21 protein-coding genes are annotated in these 25,234 nt (G+C 30.5%); 2 read left to right on the top strand and 19 right to left on the bottom strand.

Annotated features, from left to right (window positions below; all coding sequences use genetic code 11):
• The first annotated feature begins 97 nt into the window (after positions 1–97).
• Entirely contained in the window at positions 98–1,459 is a 1,362-nt protein-coding gene (locus L8X33_RS07410; RefSeq protein ID WP_133319807.1) for a DASS family sodium-coupled anion symporter, read from the top strand.
• A 4-nt stretch (positions 1,460–1,463) separates the two neighbouring features.
• Here L8X33_RS07410 and L8X33_RS07405 read toward each other — a convergent pair whose 3' ends face one another.
• From L8X33_RS07405 to ileS, 17 genes are all read right to left on the bottom strand, one after another.
• Complete coding sequence (locus tag L8X33_RS07405) at positions 1,464–2,078, bottom strand: thiamine phosphate synthase (RefSeq protein WP_263662965.1); 615 nt, start codon at positions 2,076–2,078, stop codon at positions 1,464–1,466.
• Positions 2,068–3,201, bottom strand: a complete 1,134-nt coding sequence (gene thiH / locus L8X33_RS07400; RefSeq protein ID WP_263670379.1) for a 2-iminoacetate synthase ThiH — start codon at positions 3,199–3,201, stop codon at positions 2,068–2,070. The genes L8X33_RS07405 and thiH overlap by 11 nt, the downstream gene beginning before the upstream one ends.
• A gap of 1 nt (position 3,202) precedes the next feature.
• Positions 3,203–3,961, bottom strand: coding sequence for a thiazole synthase (locus tag L8X33_RS07395; protein ID WP_263670378.1), 759 nt, complete (start codon positions 3,959–3,961; stop codon positions 3,203–3,205).
• Positions 3,961–4,761: a thiamine biosynthesis protein ThiF gene (thiF, locus tag L8X33_RS07390; protein ID WP_263670377.1), complete on the bottom strand. Its 801-nt coding sequence runs from the start codon at positions 4,759–4,761 to the stop codon at positions 3,961–3,963. Before thiF ends, L8X33_RS07395 begins: the two co-directional genes overlap by 1 nt.
• Complete coding sequence (gene thiS, locus L8X33_RS07385) at positions 4,758–4,949, bottom strand: sulfur carrier protein ThiS (RefSeq protein ID WP_066006795.1); 192 nt, start codon at positions 4,947–4,949, stop codon at positions 4,758–4,760. The genes thiF and thiS overlap by 4 nt, the downstream gene beginning before the upstream one ends.
• Positions 4,950–4,980: 31 nt before the next feature.
• Positions 4,981–5,739 carry a hypothetical protein gene (locus L8X33_RS07380; RefSeq protein ID WP_263670376.1) on the bottom strand — a complete coding sequence of 253 codons (759 nt, stop codon included), beginning with the start codon at positions 5,737–5,739 and terminating at the stop codon, positions 4,981–4,983.
• 132 nt (positions 5,740–5,871) lie between these two features.
• Positions 5,872–6,972 (bottom strand): succinyl-diaminopimelate desuccinylase, encoded by a 1,101-nt coding sequence (dapE, locus tag L8X33_RS07375; RefSeq protein ID WP_263670375.1) that lies wholly within the window; start codon positions 6,970–6,972, stop codon positions 5,872–5,874.
• A 3-nt stretch (positions 6,973–6,975) separates the two neighbouring features.
• The gene (locus tag L8X33_RS07370; RefSeq protein WP_263670374.1) at positions 6,976–7,569 is read right to left on the bottom strand and encodes a LysE family translocator; all 594 of its coding nucleotides are present in this window, start codon (positions 7,567–7,569) and stop codon (positions 6,976–6,978) included.
• Positions 7,563–8,261 (bottom strand): SIR2 family NAD-dependent protein deacylase, encoded by a 699-nt coding sequence (locus L8X33_RS07365; RefSeq protein ID WP_220567304.1) that lies wholly within the window; start codon positions 8,259–8,261, stop codon positions 7,563–7,565. The genes L8X33_RS07370 and L8X33_RS07365 overlap by 7 nt, the downstream gene beginning before the upstream one ends.
• Before the next feature lie 43 nt (positions 8,262–8,304).
• Entirely contained in the window at positions 8,305–10,503 is a 2,199-nt protein-coding gene (locus L8X33_RS07360) for an endonuclease MutS2 (RefSeq protein WP_263670373.1), read from the bottom strand.
• A complete protein-coding gene (locus L8X33_RS07355) occupies positions 10,503–10,850 on the bottom strand; it encodes a hypothetical protein (RefSeq protein WP_263670372.1) in 348 nt (115 codons plus the stop codon). Before L8X33_RS07355 ends, L8X33_RS07360 begins: the two co-directional genes overlap by 1 nt.
• Complete coding sequence (gene murC / locus L8X33_RS07350) at positions 10,843–12,135, bottom strand: UDP-N-acetylmuramate--L-alanine ligase (protein WP_263666839.1); 1,293 nt, start codon at positions 12,133–12,135, stop codon at positions 10,843–10,845. The genes L8X33_RS07355 and murC overlap by 8 nt, the downstream gene beginning before the upstream one ends.
• Before the next feature lie 128 nt (positions 12,136–12,263).
• Entirely contained in the window at positions 12,264–13,052 is a 789-nt protein-coding gene (locus L8X33_RS07345) for a carbon-nitrogen hydrolase family protein (protein ID WP_263659654.1), read from the bottom strand.
• Positions 13,045–13,218 (bottom strand): exodeoxyribonuclease VII small subunit, encoded by a 174-nt coding sequence (gene xseB, locus L8X33_RS07340; protein WP_039628709.1) that lies wholly within the window; start codon positions 13,216–13,218, stop codon positions 13,045–13,047. Before xseB ends, L8X33_RS07345 begins: the two co-directional genes overlap by 8 nt.
• A complete protein-coding gene (gene guaB / locus L8X33_RS07335; RefSeq protein ID WP_263665049.1) occupies positions 13,218–14,669 on the bottom strand; it encodes an IMP dehydrogenase in 1,452 nt (483 codons plus the stop codon). Before guaB ends, xseB begins: the two co-directional genes overlap by 1 nt.
• A gap of 10 nt (positions 14,670–14,679) precedes the next feature.
• Positions 14,680–16,044 carry an Asp-tRNA(Asn)/Glu-tRNA(Gln) amidotransferase subunit GatA gene (gatA, locus tag L8X33_RS07330; protein ID WP_263670371.1) on the bottom strand — a complete coding sequence of 455 codons (1,365 nt, stop codon included), beginning with the start codon at positions 16,042–16,044 and terminating at the stop codon, positions 14,680–14,682.
• Positions 16,045–16,143: 99 nt separating this feature from the next.
• The gene (ileS, locus tag L8X33_RS07325) at positions 16,144–18,909 is read right to left on the bottom strand and encodes an isoleucine--tRNA ligase (protein WP_263661186.1); all 2,766 of its coding nucleotides are present in this window, start codon (positions 18,907–18,909) and stop codon (positions 16,144–16,146) included.
• Positions 18,910–19,009: 100 nt separating this feature from the next.
• Here ileS and L8X33_RS07320 point away from each other — a divergent pair, with 100 nt between their 5' ends.
• Positions 19,010–20,101, top strand: coding sequence for a CinA family protein (locus tag L8X33_RS07320; protein WP_263670370.1), 1,092 nt, complete (start codon positions 19,010–19,012; stop codon positions 20,099–20,101).
• Between the two features lie 17 nt (positions 20,102–20,118).
• Here the strand turns inward: L8X33_RS07320 and L8X33_RS07315 are convergent, their stop codons facing one another.
• Positions 20,119–22,173, bottom strand: coding sequence for a ShlB/FhaC/HecB family hemolysin secretion/activation protein (locus L8X33_RS07315; protein ID WP_263670368.1), 2,055 nt, complete (start codon positions 22,171–22,173; stop codon positions 20,119–20,121).
• 120 nt (positions 22,174–22,293) lie between these two features.
• Positions 22,294–25,234, bottom strand: a 2,941-nt coding sequence (locus L8X33_RS07310; protein ID WP_263670366.1) for a hypothetical protein, incomplete at its 5' end; no start/stop codon positions are given.

The following is a 25,234-nucleotide window of genomic DNA, read 5'->3' as shown; positions in this document are numbered from 1 at the left end:
TAATTTTATTGAAAAAATTTTATACAAAAATTGATATTTAAAAGAAAATTCATTTAGAATATGTTACAAAACTGCAATATTTTAAAGGAGTTGTTAAATGAGTTCAAATACAAAAACACTTATAGTCGTTGCTGATTTAGTGTTATTTATCGCTTTGCTTTATTTTTCCCCTTTTGGTGAAACTAAAGTAAACCAAGGTTTATCTTTGTTAATTTTTATTGCCGTTTTATGGCTTAGTGAGGCTTTGCATGTTACTATTACAGCTATTTTAGTACCTGTTTTAGCTGCTATTTTGGGATTACTACCCACCGCTAAAGCTTTAACAGGTTTTGCTGATTCTAATATCTTTTTATTTTTTGGTGGTTTTGCTTTGGCCGCAGCTATGCATCATCAAAAATTAGACAAACTTATTGCACATAAAATTTTAACATTAGCAAAAGGGCATTTAGGCCTTTCTAGTTTGTATATTTTTATCACTACTGCATTTTTATCCATGTGGATGAGTAATACCGCAACAGCAGCTATGATGCTTCCGCTTGCTATAGGTATGTTAGCTTCACTTGATCCGCAAAAAGATAGAAATACTTATGTTTTCATCCTTTTAGGTATAGCTTTTAGTGCGAGTATAGGTGGTATAGGCACCATAGTAGGAACTCCACCAAATGCAATCGTTGCCACTCAATTACACATTACTTTTGCACAATGGTTAAAATACGGAATTCCTATTGTTTTAATTTTCCTACCTGCAATGATTTTAATTTTATACTTTATGTTTAAACCTAAATTTAATCTACAAGTTGATTTACATACTGAAAATATAGAACTTACAAGACCTAGAATCATCACTTTAATAATCTTTTTAGTCGTTGCACTATCTTGGATTTTTAGTGGTAATATCAGTCCTATCATCACAAGTATTTTTGGACACAAAATAGCAAATCTTGATGCAATTATTGCTTTATTGGCTGCTGTTTTAGTATGTGCTTTTAAAGTAATTGATTGGAAAAATATACAAAAAAATACCGATTGGGGTGTATTAATGCTCTTTGGTGGAGGTATCACTTTAAGTGTAGTATTAAGAGATTCTGGCGCTAGTAAAGTAATGGCTGATACTATCATTTCATTTATAGAAAATGGACATTTATTTATTATAGGTTTAATTGTGGCATTTTTTATAGTATTTTTAACTGAATTTACCTCAAATACTGCTTCAGCAGCCTTACTTGTGCCTTTATTTATCTCTATAGCAGATACTTTAGGCGTTCCTGCTTTAGGACTTGCTTTAATCATTGCTATTGGTGCTTCTTGTGCTTTCATGCTACCAGTTGCTACACCACCAAATGCTATAGTTTTTGGTACAGGACATATTAAACAACAAGAAATGGTAAAAGTTGGGATTATATTAAATATCTTTTGCTCAATCGCACTTGCAGTAATTGCATACTTTTTCTGGCTATAATCTTTTAGTCCTTTTGGACTAAAAGATCTTTACACTTTAAAACATAGTTTTTTACATCTTTACTTTTATACAAAGCTTCTCTTATACATACGCCTGCTAAATTTAAATCTTTTAAATGATTTATAGTTTGGATATTTATCCCACCTATAGCATAAATGGGTATTTTTGAAACTTCTAACAAATCTTTTAAATTTTTTATACCCTTTGGTGTTAAATCAGCCTTACATGAGCTTTCAAATACATGTCCGAAAAAAGCATGATTTACTTTAAACTTATAAGCTAAATCTAATTCTTCTTTAGAATGGATAGAAGTACCCAAAAGCTCAAATTTTTTATAACTTTGTGGGTAATTTTGTAAAATTATTAAGGGAGCATGAAAAAATTGATGATTTAATTTTAAACAAGCTTCATAATGATAATGCAAAAAGCAAATTTTTTGAGTTTTATTAAAAATTTTTAATACTTCTTTGGCTAATTTAGTATATTCTAACTCATCCAAATGTTTTTCTCTAAGCACTAAAGCATCAATACTACTTTGACTTAGTTTTTCAATAAAATTTAAAAAATCTCCTTGGGTATTTTGACTATCGCTAATAGCAATGATTTTTTTATCCCACATAAATACTATCGCTCATTATAGCTTGTAAATTTGCATTTTTTAACATAGCTAAAACCTCATCAACACTACGCATATCACTAATTTGAAACTGATCATCACCTTTTTTATTACCTTGGTGCTCACCTACCCCCACGCTTACACCTGCACTCATTTTAGTAGCTCCAAGTTTAATAACCCCGTCTCTAAATCCTGCTCTTTCACGCGTAGAAATCGTAATACTTGCAAAAGGTAAAAATAATCTATAAGCACATAAAACCTGCAAAAGCCTTGTTTCACTTACATCTTTTGGATGAATTTTTTTATTATTGATAATAGGTCTTAATCTAGGGATAGATAAAGCTATTTCAGCATGAGGGTATTTTTGCTGTAAAAAATACGCATGTAAAGCCGTAGCAAAAGCATCTTTTCTAAAATCATCCACGCCAAGTAAAGCTCCAAAAGCAATCCCTCTCATACCTGCTTTTAACGCTCGCTCTTGTGCATGAAAACGATACTCAAATACACTTTTTTCACCTTCAATATGAATTTTAGAATAAGTTTTTTGATTATAAGTTTCTTGATAAACACTTACATATTCACAACCCTTTTCATGAAGCAATGTATACTCATCTACATTCATAGGATAAACTTCAATTCCAACAACCTTAAAATACTCTTTTGCTATCTCACAAGCTTTGGCAAGATATTCTACGCTAGCATATTCCCTACCCTCACCTGTTAAGAGTAAAATTTCTTCCAAGCCGCTTTTTTTAATCTCTTGCATTTCTTTGTGAATTTCAGCCTCATTTAGCTTAGCTCTTTTAATGTTATTTCCTTTTTGAAACCCACAATAAGTGCATTTGCTATTGCAAAAATTAGAAAGATATAAAGGTGTAAAAAGCGAAATGGAATTTCCAAAATATTTTTGAGTAATCTTGCTTGATTTTTGTGCTAAATCTTCTATAAAATCTTCTGCTGCGCTTGAAAGCAAAGCTTTCAAATCTTCTATGTTAAGATAATCTTTAACTAAAGCTTGTTTTACATCAAAAGCGCTAAATTTACTTTCATCAAAAATTTCAACTTCTTTTAAAACCTTGGTTAAAATTTCACTTTCAATACTTTGCATATGAGGATATTTTTGCATTTTAATCTCTTAAAAAACCACTCAAAGGCGAGCTTGCACTTGGCATGCTTTCATTTGCTATACCTGCTAAATACGCATTATGTCCTGCCTCTATAGCCAAAGCAAAAGCCTTTGCCATTTTTGCTACATCTTTAGCTTGAGCTATAGCAGTATTTGCCATCACTGCACTTACTCCCATTTGCATGGCTTCACAAGCTTGTGCGGGATTTCCTATGCCTGCATCTACTATAACAGGTAAGCTAATTTCATTAAGTAAAATTTGTATAAATTCTTTAGTTTTTAAGCCTTTATTGCTTCCTATAGGAGCTCCAAGAGGCATTATAGCAGCAGCTCCTGCATTAGCCATAGCACGCGCTGCATATAAATCAGGATACATATAAACTAAAGGTGTAAAACCCTCATTTGCTAAAAGTTCTACTGCTTTTACACTTTCATAATTATCCGGTAATAAATATTTACTATCGCTAATTACTTCAACTTTAATCATATCTCCACAACCAAGCTCTCTTGCAAGTCTTGCTATACGCAATGCCTCATTAGCATTTCTTGCACCTGAAGTATTAGGCAAAAGCTTAATGTGCTTTGGGATAAAATCAAGTATATTTTCTACACCTTTATCATTTACCCTACGCAAAGCTAAGGTGATAATCTCCACTTTTGCTTCTTCAATGGCTGATTTTATAAGCTCAAAAGAAAATTTTCCAGAACCTAAAATAAACCTGGAATTAAACTCATATTTTCCTATTTTTAATTTTTCCATTACTCGCTCACTAAAAGTTCTAAAACTAAATTTGCTTGATGTCCTGCACAAATATTTACACGCGGTGCCATAAGTCCATTGCCTACCTTTGCCTCGTTTTTTAAATCACCACAAACATAAAAGTTTTTTGCAATTTTTCTTGTTTGTATGCTGTTGCTATCGCCATATCCTGCTAAGCCAGAAGCACAAATTAATGTTTTTTGAGGATAGTATTGGTGAAAATTTTGCGCTAAAAGGGCTTTGTATTTTGCACTATCAAAGGCTTCACAAACTATATCATCATCTGCAAAAAGTTTGGCTATATTTTCTTTTTCTATTTTTAAAACTTGTGCAAATACTTCTATAAAAGGATTAATTTTAGCGATTTGATCTTTTAAAGCTTCAGCCTTAAATTTACCTAAATCTTCCACCATATAAGCTTGACGGTTAAGATTACTTGGCTCAACCACATCAAAATCAATCAAATGAAGCCTACCAACCCCACTTCTTGCTAAATTTATAGCTATATGCGAGCCAAGTCCACCAAGTCCACACACTGCCACACTTGCCTTTTTAAGCTTATCATGAAGTTTTGGAGTATGTCTTGCCCTCATCATCGCATCAAGAGCTTCATATGGTGGTAAAGTATTTTTTTCTATACAAAAAAGCTCATCATTTTCTTTTAGCTCCAAACTTTCTTTTGTTGCAAAACCATTGACTATCCATACATCATTTTCATTTTTACTCACACTTTGAAAAAATTCCAAAGTGTTTTTAAAATGCGTGTCTATCATACTACCATTAAATTTAATTCTCATCAACCACCACCTACAAAAGTAACAATCTCTACTTTATCATTTTCTTTTAAAATCAAATTTTCAAATTTATCCCTTGGGATAATTTCTCCGTTTAATTCTAAGGCAATAAATTCTATTTTTAATTGCTTTTCTTTAACATAATCCATAAATCTAAGCTCTTTTAACTCAAGCTTTTGCCCATTGATAATCATTTAAAACCTTTACTTATTTTACTTAAAATACTTACTCACTTACATTATTATAATTAAATCTTAAAATAATAGCTTCTTTTATCTCTCCAATATCAATAGCATCTTCTAAATTATAACCAAATCTCAAAAGTAAAATTTCCAAATCTTTTTTAAATTTTATTTTTGTAGGTTTATTATAATAGGTTTCATTTCTAGCTTTTCTTATTTGGCTTAGTTTTGTTTTAAGGTATTCTTTGGTGCCAAAACTTGGTAAGACTTGATTTTTATATATTTTTTTATCTTTAAATATATAAGCAAATTCACTCCAATGATCTATTAATATCTCTTCTAAATCAATCAGACAAAAATCATCAAAAATTTGCCAAGTGCTATTATATTCATCTATTTTTTGACATCTCTTTTTAACTTTTTTTAAAAGACTTTTTAAAGCAGGATTAAAAACCTCTTCGCTAGATTTAAACCAATCATCATCTAACTTATTATACAAATTTACTATTTTTACTGCTAAAGTACTTCTTAGAGCATTTTCATAACATTGTAAAAGTAAAAAATTTGCTTGATGATTTTTGCGTCTTTTGGAATAAATTTTCATAATTAGCTCAAACAAATCTTCACATTTTTGATTTTTTTCTAAAATCTTTTGTGCTTCTTTGCAAGCTCCCCACAAATATCCAAAATGCAAAACATTAATCCCTTTTATCGTTCTAAATTTAAAATCACATTTTAATTTAAAATTGATAAATAGCTTTTCTATTTTTTCATAGCTACTTACATCAAGCTCAAAAGACATTTTACTTCCTATTACTCCATTTTAAAAAATTAATGATATAATTTTAGAAGTTTAGAGGGCTAACTTGCCGGTAGCTGCAAGATACTCTTAAATGAGAGGCTACTCTAAATTCCTATTACATCCATGCTTTTCCTAGTTAAAATTCTCTAATAAATCTTTAAAAACTAAATACAATTTTTCAAGCTCTTCTATACTCACTCTTTCATCAATTGCATGAATTCTATCATTACACACGCCAAATTCTACCACCTTCACACCAAACTCAGCAAAATATCTCGCATCACTTGTACCACCTTTGGTGTTAAGTTCTGGCACTACTTGAGTGATTTTTTGCACACTCTCATTTAGTTTTTGTACGATTTTAGAGTCACTTTGTGTTAAAAAAGGCTTTGAACTTTGATTTATGCTCAACTCATAATCAAGTCCTTCACAAGTCTTTTCTACATAAGCTTTTACATCTTCTAAGCTAGTTTGTGGAGAATTTCTTACATTAAACATCAATTTTAAATCATTTGGGGTTACATTACACACTTCCATACCACCGCGTATATCAGTAATAACGATTTTAGATGGTGCAAATACCTCATCGCCTGGATCAAGATCAAAACCTGCTAAAAATTTCAAAGCAAAAGCAAAATTATGCACAGGATTAATGCATTTTTGCGGGTATGCCACATGGCCTTGCTTACCTTTGATGAGTAATTTTGCATTGATAGAACCACGACGCCCTATTTTAATACTATCTCCAAATTTTTTATCACAGGTTGGCTCAGCAACCACAGCAAAATCAGGTAGCATATCTTTTTCTTGCATAAATTTAAGCACTTCAAGCGTGCCAAATTTAGCCTCGCCTTCTTCATCGCTTGTTAAAATCAGTGAAATTCTTCCTTTGAAATTTTCTACCTCCTTAACTGCACACATAAAAGCAGCCACGCCACTTTTCATATCTTGTGCGCCTCTTGCATAAATAAATCCATCTTTTTCTAAAGGCTCAAAAGGATCACTGCTCCAACCCTCTCCTGCAGGCACTACATCTACATGCCCGCCAAAAGCTAAATGCTCGCCATCATCACTAAATTTTTTAGTCAGCAAAAGATTTTTCACACCTTCTTTTTCTATAAAAAAAGCTTCAAAATCACTTAACTCCACTGCAATATAATTTAATGCTCCATCATCATCTGGGGTGATGGATTTAAATTTGCTCAATTCTTTAAAAATTTCAACTACTTGCATGTTCTATCCTATAAAAGCTTTATACAGCACAGAAAGAGCAAAATACTCTAAAATAAATGCTGAAAAAAGATTAATGTAAAATATATGTTTGTTTTTTACAAGTGCTTTGAATTTAGACACAAAAAACGATAGAGTAAAAATCCAAAACACAATAAAACCCACCAAACCAAAAAGCAAGGCAAAAGAGTTTTTACTCTGCATGCTAAGCCCTGCTACACTCACCCAAAAGCCTATAACATAAGGATTTGTAACATTTAAGAAAAATCCTTTGCTAAAACCTTTTAAAGGATGTGTTTTATTTACCTTGTTAAGATCGACTTTTCTTGTTTTTCTTAGCATTAAAAATACCATAAAACTCAAAAAGAAAAAACCAAAAACCGCTAGTATTTTATAAAAAAATTCATTATTTGCAAAGCTTAAAAGCCCAAGATTAATCAAAATCAAAAAAAGTATATCAGCACTTAAAGCACCGAGCCCAACGCAAAAAGCATTTTTAAAAGAAGACAAAGCAGTATTTAAGATCAAAATATTCACAGGTCCAAAAGGCACAGACACACCCATACCTAAAACTATGCCTTGTAAGATTACTTCTAACATTTTGCTTCCAAGAAATTTTCTATATCGGTTTTGATTTTATCAATGGCTGTGCAAACATCTTCTATATAAACTTTAGTAAAATTACTTTCTAAATATTTATCCTCATCAAGATTGTTTAATATACTTTGCTTACATACTCTTGCATACTCTCCCACGGGTAAAACCTGCCCGCTTGTGCCTATACATACAAATAAATCACAATTTTGTAATTTTTCATATAAAATTTTATAATTTGGTGCCATTTCTTCAAACATCACGATATTGTGCCTTACACTTTTGCTTTGACATTTAGGACAAATTTTATCATCACTACTTTCATAGTCTATGTTAAAAATATTTTCACACTCTAAACACCTAAGCTCAGGTAAAAAGCCATGCAAATGCACCACTTCTTCACAACCTGCTCGCTCTAATAAATCATCTACATTTTGCGTTAAAATGCTAATTTGTTTTGGAAATTTTTGTTTTAATAAAGCGATGATTTCATGTGCGTGATTTGGCTTAACACTAGCTAGTTCTTTTCTTCTTTTATTGTAAAATTCCAAAACTTTTTTAGGATTTTTTCTAAAGCCAGTTGCAGAGCAAACTTCCATCACATCATGCTCTTCCCAAAGCCCACCACTAGCTCTAAAAGTCTTTATACCACTTGGAGCAGACAAACCTGCCCCGCTTAAAATCATCACTTGTTTCATTATTAAACCTCATTATTGTTTAAAGGTTTTACTATAATTTTACTTAAAGCTTAACCACCTTAGCACCAAAACCACCTTGATTAATCGGAGCATCATTAAAGCTTTTTACACTTTTGTGGGCTTTTAAAAACTCTTTTACCGCAAAAGCTAGTTTTCCTGTGCCTATACCATGATAAACTATCACCTCATCAAAACCCACTATCAAAGCATCAGAGATAAATTTATCTAATCTTTCAAGCGCCTCATCACTTCTTAAGCCGTGTAAATCTAAAGTCATATTTAAAGCACTTGGACGGGTTATATTGACACTTGGTTTTACCTTTTGTGTAGGGTTTTGATTGCTTTTTTTAAGAAGCTTTAATGGCACACGCAAACTCAAACCATCGCTTTGAATCATCGCATCGTTTTTTGAAATTGCAGTGATTTTACCTTTGATTTTTTCATATTTTACAAAATCCCCAACTCTAAGTTCTTCATTTTGCTCCATACTTGGTAAAACAATGCTTTTTTTAAGTTCATTGGCTTTGTTTAAACTTCTTTGTTTTTCTTTAATATCTTTTAGATTTATCGTTTTTTTAGCTTCTTCTATGGCTTTGTGGTATTTAAATTCTAAATTAGAAATAAGCTTTTTAAATTCTTGCTCATTTTTTTCTTTTTGATCTTTAAGTGAAAGTAAAATTTCATCTACTTTGACTTCTTTTTTTTCAAGCTCTTCATTTTTCTTGCGTAAAGAAAGTTCAAGATTGATATTTTTACTTACCATTTCTTCTAAATTTTCTTTATCTTCTCCATAAAGCTTTTTAGCATTTTGCACTAAATTTGCACTTATGCCATATCTTAAAGCCGTTTCAAATGCATAAGATTTGCCTATAGTGCCTTTTAAAAACTCATATTTTGGGCGTGATAATTCCTCATCATACAAAGCAGCGATGAGTTCAACTTGTGAATTTTTAGCTAAAAGCATAGCAAGGCGTTTGTGGTGGGTTGTAATGATGATTTTATTATCTTGTTCTAAAAGCTTAGAAATAAGCTCAGTATATAAACACGCAGCTTCTTCAAAATCTGTTCCAAGCTCTATCTCATCAACCCCTAATAAAACATTTTTCTTACCTAAAAGCTTAGAAAAATGCAACATTCTTCCTGCAAAAGTAGAAATATCATTTTTTACATTTTGTGGATCTTCTAAAATCGCATCAAATTCTTTGAAATTGCCTATTTGGCTTTTTTGTGCATTAATTCTCATAGGAAGTAAATGCTTTGCAAGTAAAGCTGCACTTAAAATTCCTTTTAAAAGCATAGACTTACCACCTGCATTTACACCCGTGATGATTAAAACTTTTTTATTAAACTCTATATTAACACTTTTTGCATTTTTTAAAGCCGGATGTGCGAAGTTATATAAGCTTAAATTATTAGAACTATCAGCTAAAACAAACTCATAATCATGTTTTTTAGCCATCAAAACTCTAGCGCTATAATGATCAAATAAATCAAAAGCATTATTGATAAATTTCAAAAACATCAAATTTTTATAAAAAATCAAGCTGATTTTTTTAGCATACTCATAAAAAATTTCTTCTTTAGCATCTTTGATTTCATCTATTTGACTTTGGATTTTTTCTACACTCAAAGGCACCACATAAAATCCACCACCACTACTTCTACCTATGATTTTTGCTTTTAAGACATGATTAAACCCACCGCGCAAAAGCAAGGCTTCCATACCATTGATAAGATGGATTTGAGTATCAATTAAATACGCACTAAGATTTTTAGTATAGGTGAGTTTTTTAAACTCAGCTACCAAGCTTTCTTTTTTCATTTTTAGAGCTAAATTTAGATTAACAAGTCTTTCATCAACACTTTCTTTAATCTCACCCTTTTCATCAAAATACTCAAAAAGTTCTAAAATAGCTTGTGGAATTTCTATTTTTAAAAGCCATTCTTTTAAACTTTCTTCAATTTTTAAGCCCTTTAAGTATCTAAAATACATACAGATTTTAATAAATTCAAAGCTTTGGCTTAAATGTAAAATTCCTTGCTTGCTAAGATGAGTTAAAGCACTATTTAGCTCTTCTATCATAGGCGGAGGATTAAAATCAATCAGCGAAAGTTCATTGATTCTTTTATAATGAAGCTTGCTATCACCTTGTAAAAAAATTTCTTTATCTCTTGCAAAAAGTCCCCTAAAGTCTTCTATATAACCATCTAAATCTAGCTTTTTAAAAAATTGCTCTTGCATTATTTATCTACCTTGCAATCTTTTATATCAAAAATATAGGCTTTAAATTGTTTATTTTTACCATTTGAAATAAAACTTTGCGTTCCATGTTCAAAGTTAAAATACTCTTTAGTGACATTAACATCTTTGCAAATTAGACTTTGTCCTTGTAAAAATGCATTGAGCGTTTCTTTTTTCAAAATACCACTTCTTGTGGCACTTAACTCAAATTTAATCGCAAAGGCAATCATCAAAATCAACATTAAAATCAAAAGATAATTACTAATCTTACCTATTTTTTTACGCAAAAAAATGAAAAAAAGTAAAATCGCAAAAAAAGCTAAGACATATAAAAAAATCTTAAACATACTTGCCCCTAAGCTTTGTGCTTATATCTCCTGCACCAAAACCAATTACCAAGCCATTTTCAATCAACTCATCATCAAGATAAATAGCATTTTCTTCTCTTTTAATTTCTTTTATAAATTTAGCTTTTGGAAAGTATTTTTGCATATTAATATCTATTTTAGCTTCCCCTGCTGCATACACAGGTAAAATATAGAGCTCATCAACATTTGCTAAAACCTCGCTAAAATACTCTATATTTGCACTTAAACGCGTGTAGCGGTGAGGCTCAAAAATAGCTATGATTTTTTTATATCCAGCTAGCCTTGCATACTCATTTGCTGCTTTAAGTGTTGTTTTGATTTCTGTTGGATGGTGCCCATAATCATCAATCAAAGCCATATTTTCATTTGCAAATAAAATGTCAAATCTTTTTTTAATCCCTTGATATTTTAAAAGCTTAGTTTTTAGCTCTTCTATATTTATAAATTCACTCGCAGCCAAAATAGCCAAAGCAGCGTCCATCGCCACATGCTCACCCATACCAAAAACGCTAAATTCACCTAAATCTTTAAGTGTAAAATAGGTTTTTGGCTTAAAATTTTCTACTTTCATATAAATATTTGTGATATCTTTGCTTGGGTAAAGCTTTTTTGCATTATTTAAATTTAAACTTGACAAAAACTCATCTTCAGCATTAATCACTTGAATTTTAGACAAACGCAAAAAGTCTTCATAAGCTTTGTATAATTTTGAAAGATCATTTCCATAATGATCTAAATGTTCTGCTTCAACATTAGTCACTATAGCTAAATAAGGATTTGAGTTCAAAAAAGAACTGTCACTCTCATCAGCTTCAAAAATGAGATTTTCGCTTTCTTTATAAAGCATATTGGTGCCACTTTCTTTCAACACTGCACCAATAATAACAGAAGCTTCTATCAAGCTTGCTAAAATGCTTGAAGTTGTGCTTTTACCATGGGCTCCCGCAACCGCAAAAACTCTTTTGTCTTTTAAAATCATAGGCAGGGCTTCTTTTCTTGAAAGCGTTGTGATGTTTTGTTTTTTTGCACTGATTAATTCCTCATTATCTTCTTTGATAGCAGCTGAATACACCACTAAATCCACATCTTTAACATTGTCTTTATGATGAGGAATTTTTATATTTATACCTTCTTTTTCTAATTCTTTTGTGATTTTACTTTCTTTGATATCAGAACCACTAATCTTAAAGTCTTGTTCTTTTAAAAATCTCGCCAAAGCTGAAATTCCAATACCGCCTATACCTATAAAATGAATTTTTTGCATTCTTGCCTCAAATTTTTTGAAAATTTAAGGCAAAATTCTATCATTTATTTACTAAAAATAAAATATAAAAAGCCCTTAGAGATAAAATCTACTCATTGTTTTTACTTTCTAAAAAACTAAAATAAATTTTATTCTTCGTAATTTTTTATAAGCTTATCAAAACCCCATAAATTTCTAGCTTCATTTGCTTTACTAACTTCTACTACAAGCATTTCTTCTTGATCGCCAAGTTGCTCTTGTACTTCCCCAAAAGCATTAATAAAAAAGCTATCTCCATAAAATTTCCACTCATTTTCTTGCTTTAAATTACCTATACGATTAACCCTTAAAATGCTTGTTGAGTTTAAAAAGGCTCTTGTTTTTAAAAGTTCTAGCCATCTTTGATTACTTTCAAAGGTGCTAGCTGTGGGAATGATGACTAAGTCTATCTTTTTTTTCATGATCATTTGCCAAAAGATATCAAAATGTGCCTCAAAACCAAAAAGCAAAGCACATTTTAAGCCCTCATGTGTGAAAGTAAAAAGTTTAAGCTTATCAGCTTTTTTATTGTTAAAAAATTTTTCTTCATTCCAGTGTGCATAAGGCATTAAAATTTGTTGCTCATACACTTTTACATTTTGTGGACCTACTTTTAAGCATAGTTTTTTTAAACCATCATTTTCAACACTTATGAAAGGTGCAATAATATTTAAATCATATTTTTTAGCAAGTTTTATCAAGCTTGCTTTTTTGCTTTGACTTTGTTCTTTGATCATGCTTTTTGGCATAGTTTTTAGCTCACTAAAAAAGCTATTTAAAACATACTCACCCAAAACCACCAAATTCGCACCACTTTCCTTGGCAGCTTTTAGATAATAATCAAGCCTTGATTCACTCAAAGCCAAAGTGGGAAATTGTAAAGCTACAACACTACTCATCTACTTGCTCGATTTCTAATTTAGCATTTTCAAGCATAGTTCTTGCTTGCTTGATACTTTTTAAACCTTCTTTATAAATTTCTACGCAAGTTTTAAGGTCCAAATCTTTATCATTAAGTTTTTCCAAAGAAAGCTCGGCTTGTTTGATATGATCTTCAAATTCCATTAATTACTCACCTTATAATTTGGTGCTTCAGCAGTGATAGTTACATCATGCACATGGCTTTCTTTTAATCCTGCTACGGTGATTTCTACAAATTCAGCTCTTTCTTGGAAAGCTTTGATATCTACTGCACCTACATAACCCATAGAAGATCTAAGCCCACCTAAAAGTTGATGTACTACACTTTTTATACTTCCTACATAAGGCACCCTACCTTCAATACCTTCAGGTACAAGTTTATCTTGAGCTGTACCTTCTTGGAAATATCTATCTGAACTACCTTTTTGCATAGCACCTAAGCTTCCCATGCCACGATAACTCTTATATTGTCTTCCTTGATAAGTAAATAACTCACCTGGACTCTCATCAGTTCCTGCCAAAAGTGAACCTATCATCACACTACTTGCTCCTGCTGCGATAGCTTTTGCAATATCGCCTGAGTATTTTATACCCCCATCAGCGATTACTGGCACGCTGTATTTACTCGCTTCTATTGCGCATTCATCTATAGCTGAAATTTGAGGTACACCCACACCTGAAACAATACGAGTGGTACAAATACTACCAGGTCCTATACCTATCTTAACAGCGTCTGCACCTGCTTCACATAGATCTTTAACTGCTTTAGCACTTGCAACATTTCCTACTATCACATCTACATTAAATTCAGCCTTAATTGCTTTTAATGTATCAATAATCCCTTTAGAATGTCCATGCGCACTATCCATTACTATAACATCAACTTCAGCTTCTACTAAAGCCTTTACGCGATCAAGCTGACCCACACCCACGGCTGCAGCCACTCTTAATCTTCCATAAGCATCTTTATTTGAATTTGGATATTCTTTGCGTTTTTTCAAATCTTTTATAGTGATTAAACCTTCTAAGCGATTATTTTCATCTACGATTGGAAGTTTTTCTACTTTATTAGTAGAGAAAATCCTTTCTGCATCATCTAAAGTAGAGCCTTTTTTAGCAGTGATTAAAGGCATTTTTGTCATTACATTTTCTACTAAATTATCAAAGTTAGTTTCAAATCTTAAATCGCGATTAGTTAAAATTCCTATTAAAATTTTATTCTCATCTACCACAGGAACGCCTGAAATTCTATATTCAGCCATGAGTTCTAGCGCTTCTTTAACACTTGCTTTAGGCCCTATATAAATAGGATCCATAATCACGCCACTTTCACTTTTTTTAACTCTTTTTATCTCTCTAACTTGTGAAGCTATGTCCATATTTTTATGGATTACCCCTATGCCACCAAGCCTTGCCATCATAATAGCTGCTCTATGTTCAGTAACTGTATCCATAGCAGCTGAAATCAAAGGCATATTTAAGGTGATATTTTTTGTAAGTCTTGTTTTAATATCTACTTCTTTAGGTAAAACCTCAGAATATTGAGGGACTAGTAAAACATCTTCAAAAGTCAAAGCGCGTTTTATGATTTTCATAATTTTTCCTTTATTTGTTTTTGATAATTTCTTCCAAGCTCAAAGCACCATCTAATAAAGTTTGCTCATCATAAGCTTTACATATAAGTTGAGCAGAAATACTAAGTCCATTTTCATTTTTTCCTACTGGCACACTAATGCCACCAAGTCCTGCTAAATTCACTGAAATAGTAAATACATCTTCTAAATACATTTGCACTGGAGTTTTTATATCGTTAAAACCAAAAGCAACGCTTGGAGCAACTGGCATAAAAATCAAATCACAATCGTTTAAAATTTCTTCATATTTTTGCTTGATAAATCTTCTAGCCTTTTGTGCTTTGATGTAGTATGCATCATAATAGCCACTACTTAAAACAAAGGTTCCTAGTAAAATTCTTCTTTTTACTTCCTCACCAAAACCTTCACTTCTGCTATTTACATACATTTGGCTAAGATTGTCACATTTTTCACTTCTTCTACCATATCTTACACCATCATAACGGCTTAAATTTGCACTTGCTTCAGCTGCTGCTATGATATAATAAGCCGCAACATCAAATGTAGAATCCATTAAGTCTTTATAAACAATCTCATGGCCATTTGCTTTTAACATATCTATAGTTTTTAATAAGGCTTGTTTTACATCATCATTAGTTTGTTCTATATAGTTTTTAATCACAGCTATTTTTAGCTTTTTATTTGCATTTAGCTTTGGCGTAGTTGGTTCAAAAGCTATGTTTGCACTTGTGCTATCTTTTTCATCATAGCCTGCAATAGCATCATATAAAATTGCAGCATCTTCAACATTTTGCGTTAAAACTCCTATTTGATCAAGGCTTGAAGAATACGCTGCTAAACCATACCTGCTAACTCTTCCATAACTTGGCTTAAACCCAACACAACCACAAAAAGCAGCAGGTTGCCTTACTGAACCACCTGTATCTGAACCCAAACATGCTAAAGCTATCCCTGCAGCAACCGCAGCAGCACTCCCCCCACTACTTCCACCTGGAACTTTAGTATTATCAAGCGGATTTAAAGTCTTACCATAAAAAGAAGTTGCACTTGTACTTCCCATAGCAAACTCATCCATATTACATCTTCCAAATGGAGTAAAATTATTTTTGCGTAAATTTACAATAGCGCTTGCATCATAAGGAGCCACATAGCCTTGTAAAATTTTAGAACCACAAGTTAATTCCCAATCTTTTACACTAATATTATCTTTTATAGCTACTGGTACGCCAGTACCTGAAGTGCTTAAGTCTTTATTTAAAAACTGCTCTACATAAGCACCTAAATGCTTTTGCTGATGTGCTTTTTCATTTAATTCTTTTTTTAGATTTTCTAATTCTTCATTTGAAAATTTCAAAGCTTCTTTTAAAGTTACCATTATTTATCCTTAAATTTTTTAACCAAATAAAACAAAAAAAGCGTGATAAATAAAAAGCTCAATAAAGTAATCACTACCACGCTAAAAGGTAAAGCTTGCTCAAACATTTTTTGCTTTTTCCACACTATTACATCTTGGACATAAACATTCTTCTTCTTTTGCTAAAAATTTCCAACATCTTGGACACTTGTGCAATAAAGAACGCACTATTTTAAAACTATGATCATCTATTTTAAACTCACTCAAAGTTTCTTTATCATCTAAGCTTTCTACTGAGCTTACCATAAACCAATCAGCTACTTCTTCAATATCTTCACTCAAAAGCTCATTTGCACTTGTTTGCAAGCTTAACTCTAAGGTTGATTTGATGATTTTGTCTTTTTTTAATACATCAACAAGTTCAAAGAATTTTTCTCTTGATTTTATAAATAAATCATCTTCGATTTTATACTCATAATCAAAGCCATTTTTTAATACCAAATCAAAAACATCTTTAGCATTTTCTTTAATGGCCACATTTGCATGTTCTAAAGCTTCATCTATAGTGTAAGTTAAACTTGGAGCTAAAAGCGCAAAAAGTTTTCTAGCTATTAACACCATGGCACTTTGCGCGCTTACTCTCTTTGTGTCATCTTTTGCATTACAATATAATCTGTCTTTGCACACATCTAAGTAAATTCCACTTAAATCCGCACTTAAGAAATTTAAAAGCACACTAAAGCCTTTTGCAAATTCATATTTTTCAAAAGCAGCTTCACATGCTTCAAAAGCAACTTTTGCACGCATTAAAATCCACTTATCTAAAAGTGTGAAATTTTTTGTTTCTAAAAATTCCATATCATTAGTATTTGCAAGTAAAAATCTTATAGTATTTCTTATCTTTCTATACTGCTCGCTTACTTGTTTTAAGATATTATCTGAAATTTTTAAGTCCGTTGAATAATCACTAAGCATTATCCAAAGTCTTAAAATTTCTACCCCATAATTTTTAGCTACATTTTGAGGTAAAATCACATTACCCTTAGATTTACTCATTTTTTGACCCTTTTCATCTACGGTAAAGCCATGAGTAAGTATGTTTTTATATGGGGTTTTGTGATTGATAGCAGTAGAAATTAAAAGTGAGCTTTGAAACCATCCACGGTGCTGGTCACTTCCTTCAAGATACATTGAAGCTTGATATTCTCCTGCATCATATCTTGCTGAGTTTAATACTGCTTCCCAAGTGCTACCACTATCAAACCAAACATCTAAAATATCATAAACTTTTTCTAAATTATTTGGATCATATTTGCTATTTGGCGGTAATAAATCTTTTATTTCTAAATCCCACCACGCATCAGCTCCATTTACTTCAAAAATTCCCACCAAATGATCTAAAACATCATCATCAAAAATCACTTCTTTGGTGTTTTTATCTCTAAAAAATGCGATAGGCACACCCCAATCTCTTTGTCTTGATATACACCAATCAGGGCGATTTTCTATCATAGAACTAAGTCTTTTTACCCCACTTTCTGGGTAAAATTTCACATTATTTAATTGCTCTAGTGCTAGTTCTCTTAAAGATTTTCCATCTAATTTTTTCTCATCCATTAAGATAAACCATTGTTTTGTGGCTCTATAAATAACCGGTTTATGTGTTCTCCAACAAAATGGATAAGAATGTATAAATTTAGAACTTTCAAGCAAAGCTTCGCCAAGCAATTCTAAAATACGCTCATTTGCTTTAAAAATATGAAGTCCTATAAACTCATTTAATAAATGCTCTGGCAAAAGCCCTTTAGCTCTTAGTGTTTCATCATAACACCCACCATCATCTACTGGCATAATCACTTCAATGCCATATTTTAAGCACACATAATAATCATCCTCACCATGACCTGGTGCAGTATGTACAAGCCCTGTTCCACCTTCCATTAAAACATGATCGCCTAAAATAAGAGTGGATTTTCTTTGATTAAGTGGATTAATAGCACTTAAATTTTCAAATTCAGAACCTAAAAGTTCTTTTTGAATTTTTCCTTGAGTGAAGTTTTTATTAATCATATTTTCAAGCAAGGCTTTAGCAAAAATATAACCTTCTTCAGTGATAACATATTTTTCATTTGGATTTAAAGATATAGCTTGATTTGCCGGTAAAGTCCAAGGCGTGGTAGTCCAAATGACTGCTTTAGCTTTTTTTACACCTAGCTTTTCAAGGGAAGTTTTATCAAGCTCAAAAGCTACAAAAATAGAATAATCTTCTTTGTCTTCATACTCTACTTCAGCTTCTGCTAATGCACTCTTAGCAGCCCAGCTCCAAAAAACAGGCTTACTTCTTTCTAGCAAAAGTCCTTTTTTAGCGATTTTACATAAAGCTTTGTAAATATCTGCCTCAAAAGCATTTTTCATAGTCAAGTATGGCTCATCCCAATCAGCAATCACACCCAAAGACTTAAATTCATCTCTTTGGATATTTACAAATTCTCTCGCATGCTCTCTGCAAAACTCACGAATTTCTTTTTTGCTTAAACTTTGCTTTTTATCTTTAAGTTTAACTTCAACTTGCTGTTCTATCGGTAAACCATGACAATCCCAACCAGGAGTAAAACGCACTTTTTTACCTTGAAAATAATGCATTTTGATGATGATATCTTTTAAAATTTTATTTAAAGCATGGCCAATATGCAAATGTCCATTAGCATAAGGAGGGCCATCATGTAAAGTAAAACTCTCGCTTATTCCTTGTCTTTTTTGTTTCATTTTTTCATAAGCATAGTTGTTTTCAAACCACTTGCTAAAACGCTTAGGCTCAAGCTCTGCTAAATTTGCACGCATTGCAAAAGTCGTATTTGGAAGCAATAGCGTATCTTTATAATCCATATAATCCACCTTGAAAAATTTAAAAATAGTAAATTCTACTTAAAATACTTTTAATTTGCACTTATTTTTTTGTTATAATCGCAATAAAAAAAGGAAAATCATGAAACATCTCATCATCATTATAGGCAATGAAATTATTATTAATGAAAATTATATGCGTTATATACAAGAAGAATACAAAAAGCAGTTTTTAGAGCTTCATGAGTTAAAATTTATAAACAAACCTGATAAAGAACTTCCTTTTTTACTTGAAAAACTTTCTAAAGAATATAGCTATATAACCATTTTTAGCATTAGCGAATACTATGCAACCATAGCTAAAATCATAGCAACCTTAAATGATGATGTTTTAATCTTAGAAAATGATACCCTAGTACCTTCAAAAGCTTTGCGTGAAAAAAATTCCTTTTTAAGTTCTTTTGAGCAATGCCATATTAATTTATTAAATATAAATATAGAGCAAAAATTACCTTTGATTTTGCAAAATCCTGAACTTGACTATGCGTATTTTTGTCTTTTAGATATAGATGAAATGAGTGCAAATATCTTACTTAGCACACTTACTACTTCTTTTGAAATTCAAACTTGTTCAAGTGCATTATTAGATAATCTCATTTGCATTAGAGCAAGCGCTAGTCAATATGGAAAACTAGAAGGCTTTTTAAAAGGGGTTTTCAAACTTTTTGCAGGAAAAGTATTTTTAGGAAATGATCCTATTAAATTTATAGCCAAAAAACTTTTAGAAAAAAACTTAAAAATTTCCTTTGCAGAAAGTTGTACCGCAGGACTTTGTGCTTCAAAATTTGCTGAAAATTCAGGAATTTCTAATGTGTTTGAGGGTTCTTTGATCACTTATTCTAATCGTTTGAAAAATTCTTGGCTTGGGGTGAGCAATGATACTTTAGAAAGTGTTGGAGAATATTCTGATCGTTGTATTTATTTTATGTTAAAAGGGGTTTTCAAAACCACAAATTGTGATTTTGCTTTAGCGCTTAGTGGGGTAGCTGGAGAAGAGAATGATAAAAACACCAAAGCAGGCACCATCTACATAGGAGCTATGTATAAAGATGGAACCTTTTTACAAGAATGCGTTCATATACAAGGCAATAGAAATTACACAAGAGAGCAAGCTAGTTTGGCTGCATATTGTTTAATGCTTAGATTAAAACCTGAAATTTTCTTTGGTGTTTAATTATAAAAGCGGTGTAGTTAAAAATACACCCCACCACTTAAATACAATTTCATTCTATGTTCATCATCATATTTATACTGATGAACTGCTCTTGCTGCATCAAGCTTTATATAATACTCATTAGCTTTATTATAAAGTATTTGTAAGCCTACAGCATCTAAAAAATGCTCATCTGCTAATCTATCCCCTGAAGCTTTTTCATACCAAGCATAACCTATATCATAAAAGGGAGTAAAATAAAAATTAGTATTTGGTATATTTATTCTTATACCAAAGTTAGCTACTATGGTATTATCTCCATCTCCCTCTCCATTATCATAAGCTCTTACTCCATAAGCTCCACCTAAAGATGAACTCTCAGAAGAATCTAATTCAAAATTTCCTAATACCTTTTGATAGTTTATATTTAAAGTATGAGTAATATACTCATTAATACTATAATAATTATTCAAACTAGCATTGAGTTTTCTAAACCAACCAAAGCCTTTACTTTCATTTTTAAAATAATTATCTTCTATAAAAAGTCCATCATCATTAACCTTACCTATACTTATCTTAGCACTATAACTTAAGGTATTATTCTCAAATCCTCTAAATAAACCTTCTAAACCTATACTACCTACATTAGAATTTTTATTTGCTATATATGAAAATGGTGTATAAGCGAAAGCTTTATCATTTAAAGTTTTATGATAAATACTAGAAGTAAAGTATAAAGATGAATTAGTATTAATCCATACAGGATAAGAAAAGTCTATACCTATACTTTTTGAAATTCCACTAAAGCCAACTTCTTGATAATCTCCACCTAAAGAATAATTTCCTTTTGATACACTTGGAGTAATTTTTAAATTTCCTAAAAAGAAAGTATAACTTGCTCCATAGTTAATTTGTTTTTCATTGCTTGATTGTAAGTAAAAATTATAATAATCTCCCATATTAAGTATAGAATTAAATCCCATACTAATACCAGCTCTAATATCCCCTGCACTTTTAATACCATAATTATCAGCATATAATAATACATTAGCCTTAGTATCAGGAACTACTTCTATAACTATATCAGTTTCTCCTACATTCTCTCCTGCTTGTAAGCCTGCTAGGGTTTGTACTCCATACATTTCATTGACTTTATATACACTATCTTCTATTAATTTAGTAGAGATGATTTTACCTTTGATTCTTTCATTAAGCTTACTTTCTATGAAATAATCTTTTATAGTAGTTTTATTCTTTATTATATACTTACCTAATGTTCCTAAGGCTATGTTTATTTGCACACTATCTTCAAATTCTTGTTGGGGTACATAAGCTGTTGCAGCAGGATAGCCATTAACTTGGAAATAATAAGCAATAATATTAGATATATCTTGTAAATCTTGCAAACTAAATTTTCTAGTGCTAAACTCGCTAATGAGTATTTGTAAATCTTCTTCTTTAATACCTAGCTTTTCAAAGCTAGTGTTTTCATTAGTGATAACAAATTTGTATTTGGTTATTACTTGTTTAGTAGTGGTAGTATTAGTTTGATTACTTGAGTTAGTAGAGTTGTTATTAGAACTATTGTTTGTTTGATTATTTGGATTACTTGTATTATTGTTGGTATTGGTTTGATTGTTTAATTTGGTAGTGTTGTTATTAAAACTATGATTGTTTGAAGCATTATTGGTATTAAAGCTATTATTAGTTGAATTAAAATTATTGTTTGTTTGATTATTTATACTAGAGTTAGTGTTAGTTTTGTCATTGTTTGTGTTAGTGTTAATTTGGTTATTTGGGTTGGTAGTGTTATTATTAGTTTGATTGTTAGTTTCCTCATTAGTTTCATCTTCTTGATTTAGTTTTTCTTTTAAGGCTTTCTTTTTTTCTTCAAAGTCTTTTTTAGCTTCTTGAGCTTTTTTATAATCATCTTTGGTTTTTAGATTTTCTTTGATAGCTTTGTTTTGAGGGAGGTTTCTATCAGGGGATAATTCTATAACCTTTTCTATATCATTTTTAGCTATGATAATACTTCCATTATTAGCATAGACTAAAGAGCTAATTGCTATAATACAAAGAGAGAGTTTTTTCATGATTTTACCTTAATTTATAATAACACTTGATTTAGATTAATTGTAATTTAAGAATTGATCAATAGTAAATTTCAATAATATCTACAACTATAAATACTAGGATAACCTAGTATTTATATTTTATATATCACTTACTACACAAGGATTCATAGTTTTAAATCCATCATTAACTATGCAAGTTACTGCTCTTTTTCTCGTGACAGCCTTATCTACATCTTTTTCTTTTCTAATTTTTTTTATCACAAGTCCACCATCTGATTTCAAATTATCGCTAGTTGATAAATAAATATTATTTTCTATAAAAGGTAAATCTTTTTTAGATTTTTCTTTTTTCACTGGAGTGCTTGGTTGAAGTTCTGTCCACGGAATTTCTTTTTTCGCGTGTTGCAATGCAAGCTGTGCTAATTTTGGCGTATATATATCTTGCTTAACATCTCCTATTATTTCAAAACCTCCTTTTGAGATAGTATATTCTATTTTATTTTTTATAGGGCTAATATCCAATTGAGAAACAATATCTTTTTGTTGCTGATTTAATTTGCTAATATTTTCTGCCAAAATATTGATTTTTTTGAAATCAATATTTTCACTACTAGCTAAAGCATTATATTCTCTTTCATTTTCTTGAATTTTTGTTTTTATTTCTTGTAGTTGATTTGTTAGTATTATAGATTTATCAAGAAAATCTTTCAAATCTTTCTTTAATAAAGCGAATATAAAATCTTTTTTAGAAATCACATTAGCAGTATTATCTAACAATTTTTCAAAAGTTTCATTTTGATAAATTTTTTCTTTATTAGCACCCTTTAAACCATTTTCTTGATAAGCATCTATAAATTCCAAACTCTGAACTATCTTCAAAGCTTCTTCTTTATTGTTTTCATTATCTTTTAAAAAATACTTAGACACAAAATCAATTTTCTCATCTTCACTCATCTGTTTATAATCTTTTTCTTTAAGCATATCATCTAGCGAGCTAATATAAAATTTATAATATTGACTTGCAATATCATTAATAGCATAATTTTCAATACTACTTTGAAAAGAATCATCTTTGAAAAGCATAGCTTCTTTGTTTAAAATAGCATTTAAATCTAATTCTAAAGCTTCTTTAAGTTCATCTTTTTTCTCATTTAAAGCAAAAGTAAGATAATTATGATTGTCTTTTAAAAATTGCTTACTAGAGTATTCTAACAATTTTTGTTTATATTCTTTATAAGCTTGCGTTTGATCGCTGTATTCTTTTATATCAATAGAAGATTTTTTATCAGGAGAGTGTTTTCCATTTAAAATATCTTTAGGCATCCACACATGGATATTATGATGGCTTTTATCATCTTTATCTTTTCCTCCGATATCAAAATAACCAACTATAGTCTTTTCTTCATTTTTAGGTGCAATTGATTGAATTTGTGATTTTGAATTAAAAAAAGCATATATATCATAAAAATAACTAGGATTATAAAAACTCACAAAACCAGTTGCTATTGTTGCTCCATTTTTATTATGCCCCGTTCCTTCAGAAATAATATTTTGTATATCATTTAAAATTATGTCGTTGAAATAATTTGAACCAGAATGCGATATAAAACCTGACGCATAGCTAAGTTCAGCTTTGTCTTTGGATATACTTTGAATTGTTTTTATATTATTTAAAGTTATACCAGTAAAATAATTCCCTCCACTAGCACTTGCAGCAAATCCACTAGCAAAAGAATCATCCTGCTCAAAATCATGAGAGCTATCTAAATAATGATCATATGTTCCTTTGTTATAAGATTGAATCAATCCTATATCATTTAAAGAAATATCTGTAAAGCTATTATAAGTTGGAGTGTTATTTTCTTTATATACATTTATAATCTCTCCGACAAATCCTCCTGATTTAGCACTTGCTTTATCCGTTACTGCACCTATATAACCAATATGATTTAAAAAAATATTATTAAAATCATATCTAGAATTTTGACTCAATAGAGAGGAATAAACAGCTCCACTAAATCCGCCTACTCTTGAAGTTTGTATTCCTTCTGCCTGAATACCGTTTATATTTAAAATTGTAATATTTTTAAATTTACTACTTTGTATTGATGGTAATTCATATTTTTTGCCCTTTTTTATCATAGGTAGAGAATCAATATTAGCTACATCAACAATATCCCCAACAAAACCTCCAACATAAGCATAATCTTTACCATTGCCTATAATTTCATTGATATTTTTTAAAACAATGTCTTCAACTTTAGCATCTTGCTCTATAAGTCCGACAACACCACCTGCATAAAGAATAGAATTTGTCGTATTTGCCTTAACATTACCATTCATATAATCTACATTGAAATTCTTTATATTAGCCCCATTACTTAAATTTCCAAAAATACCAACATAATTTTTATTGTTATCCTCTATATTAATATTTTTTAAAGTAAATCCTTGGCCATCAAATGTTTTAGTAAAAGGATTTTTATTATCACCAATCATCATAGAAGTACAATTAAGACCATCTATACAATAATTAGCATAGTTTTGCCAATCTTTTCCTTCTTCGCCTTTGCCTTGATTGCCTTTAAAATTTATATTATTAGTAAGTCTATATTCGATATTTTTGTTAAAACTATCTTTATTTTCATTCCATCCTTTAGCAAAATGCCACCAATCCACATCAGAACTTATACCTATAAATTTATTATTTAAAAATTTTTTATTATTATGCTTTACTTCTATTTTGTTTCCAGTTTCATTTAAAGCATTATCATAATCTTGTTGTTCATAATTAAAATCCTTAAACGAAGATGGATTGTAATAATATCCCGTAGCACCTAAATATAAAGAACCTTCATCTTTAGCAGTTATATGCAACTTATCTATATTATTTAAGGTAGCAATATCAGCATGAGTTTCATTCCCAACTAAATATATATTTGTTTTTTTATCTTTATCTAAAGCTGCAATTTGATTAAAAGTTTTATTTTCAATATCAAAAGTTCCATATAATAAAACCTTATTCCCTATAAGTAATACATTATTAGCATTAATATTACCCATATTAACTACATTGCCT

This window comes from Campylobacter sp. CNRCH_2014_2849 (assembly GCF_025772845.1).
GTDB classification, from domain to species: Bacteria; Campylobacterota; Campylobacteria; order Campylobacterales; family Campylobacteraceae; genus Campylobacter_D; species Campylobacter_D lari_D.
This window is presented reverse-complemented; position numbering and strand designations above follow the sequence as displayed.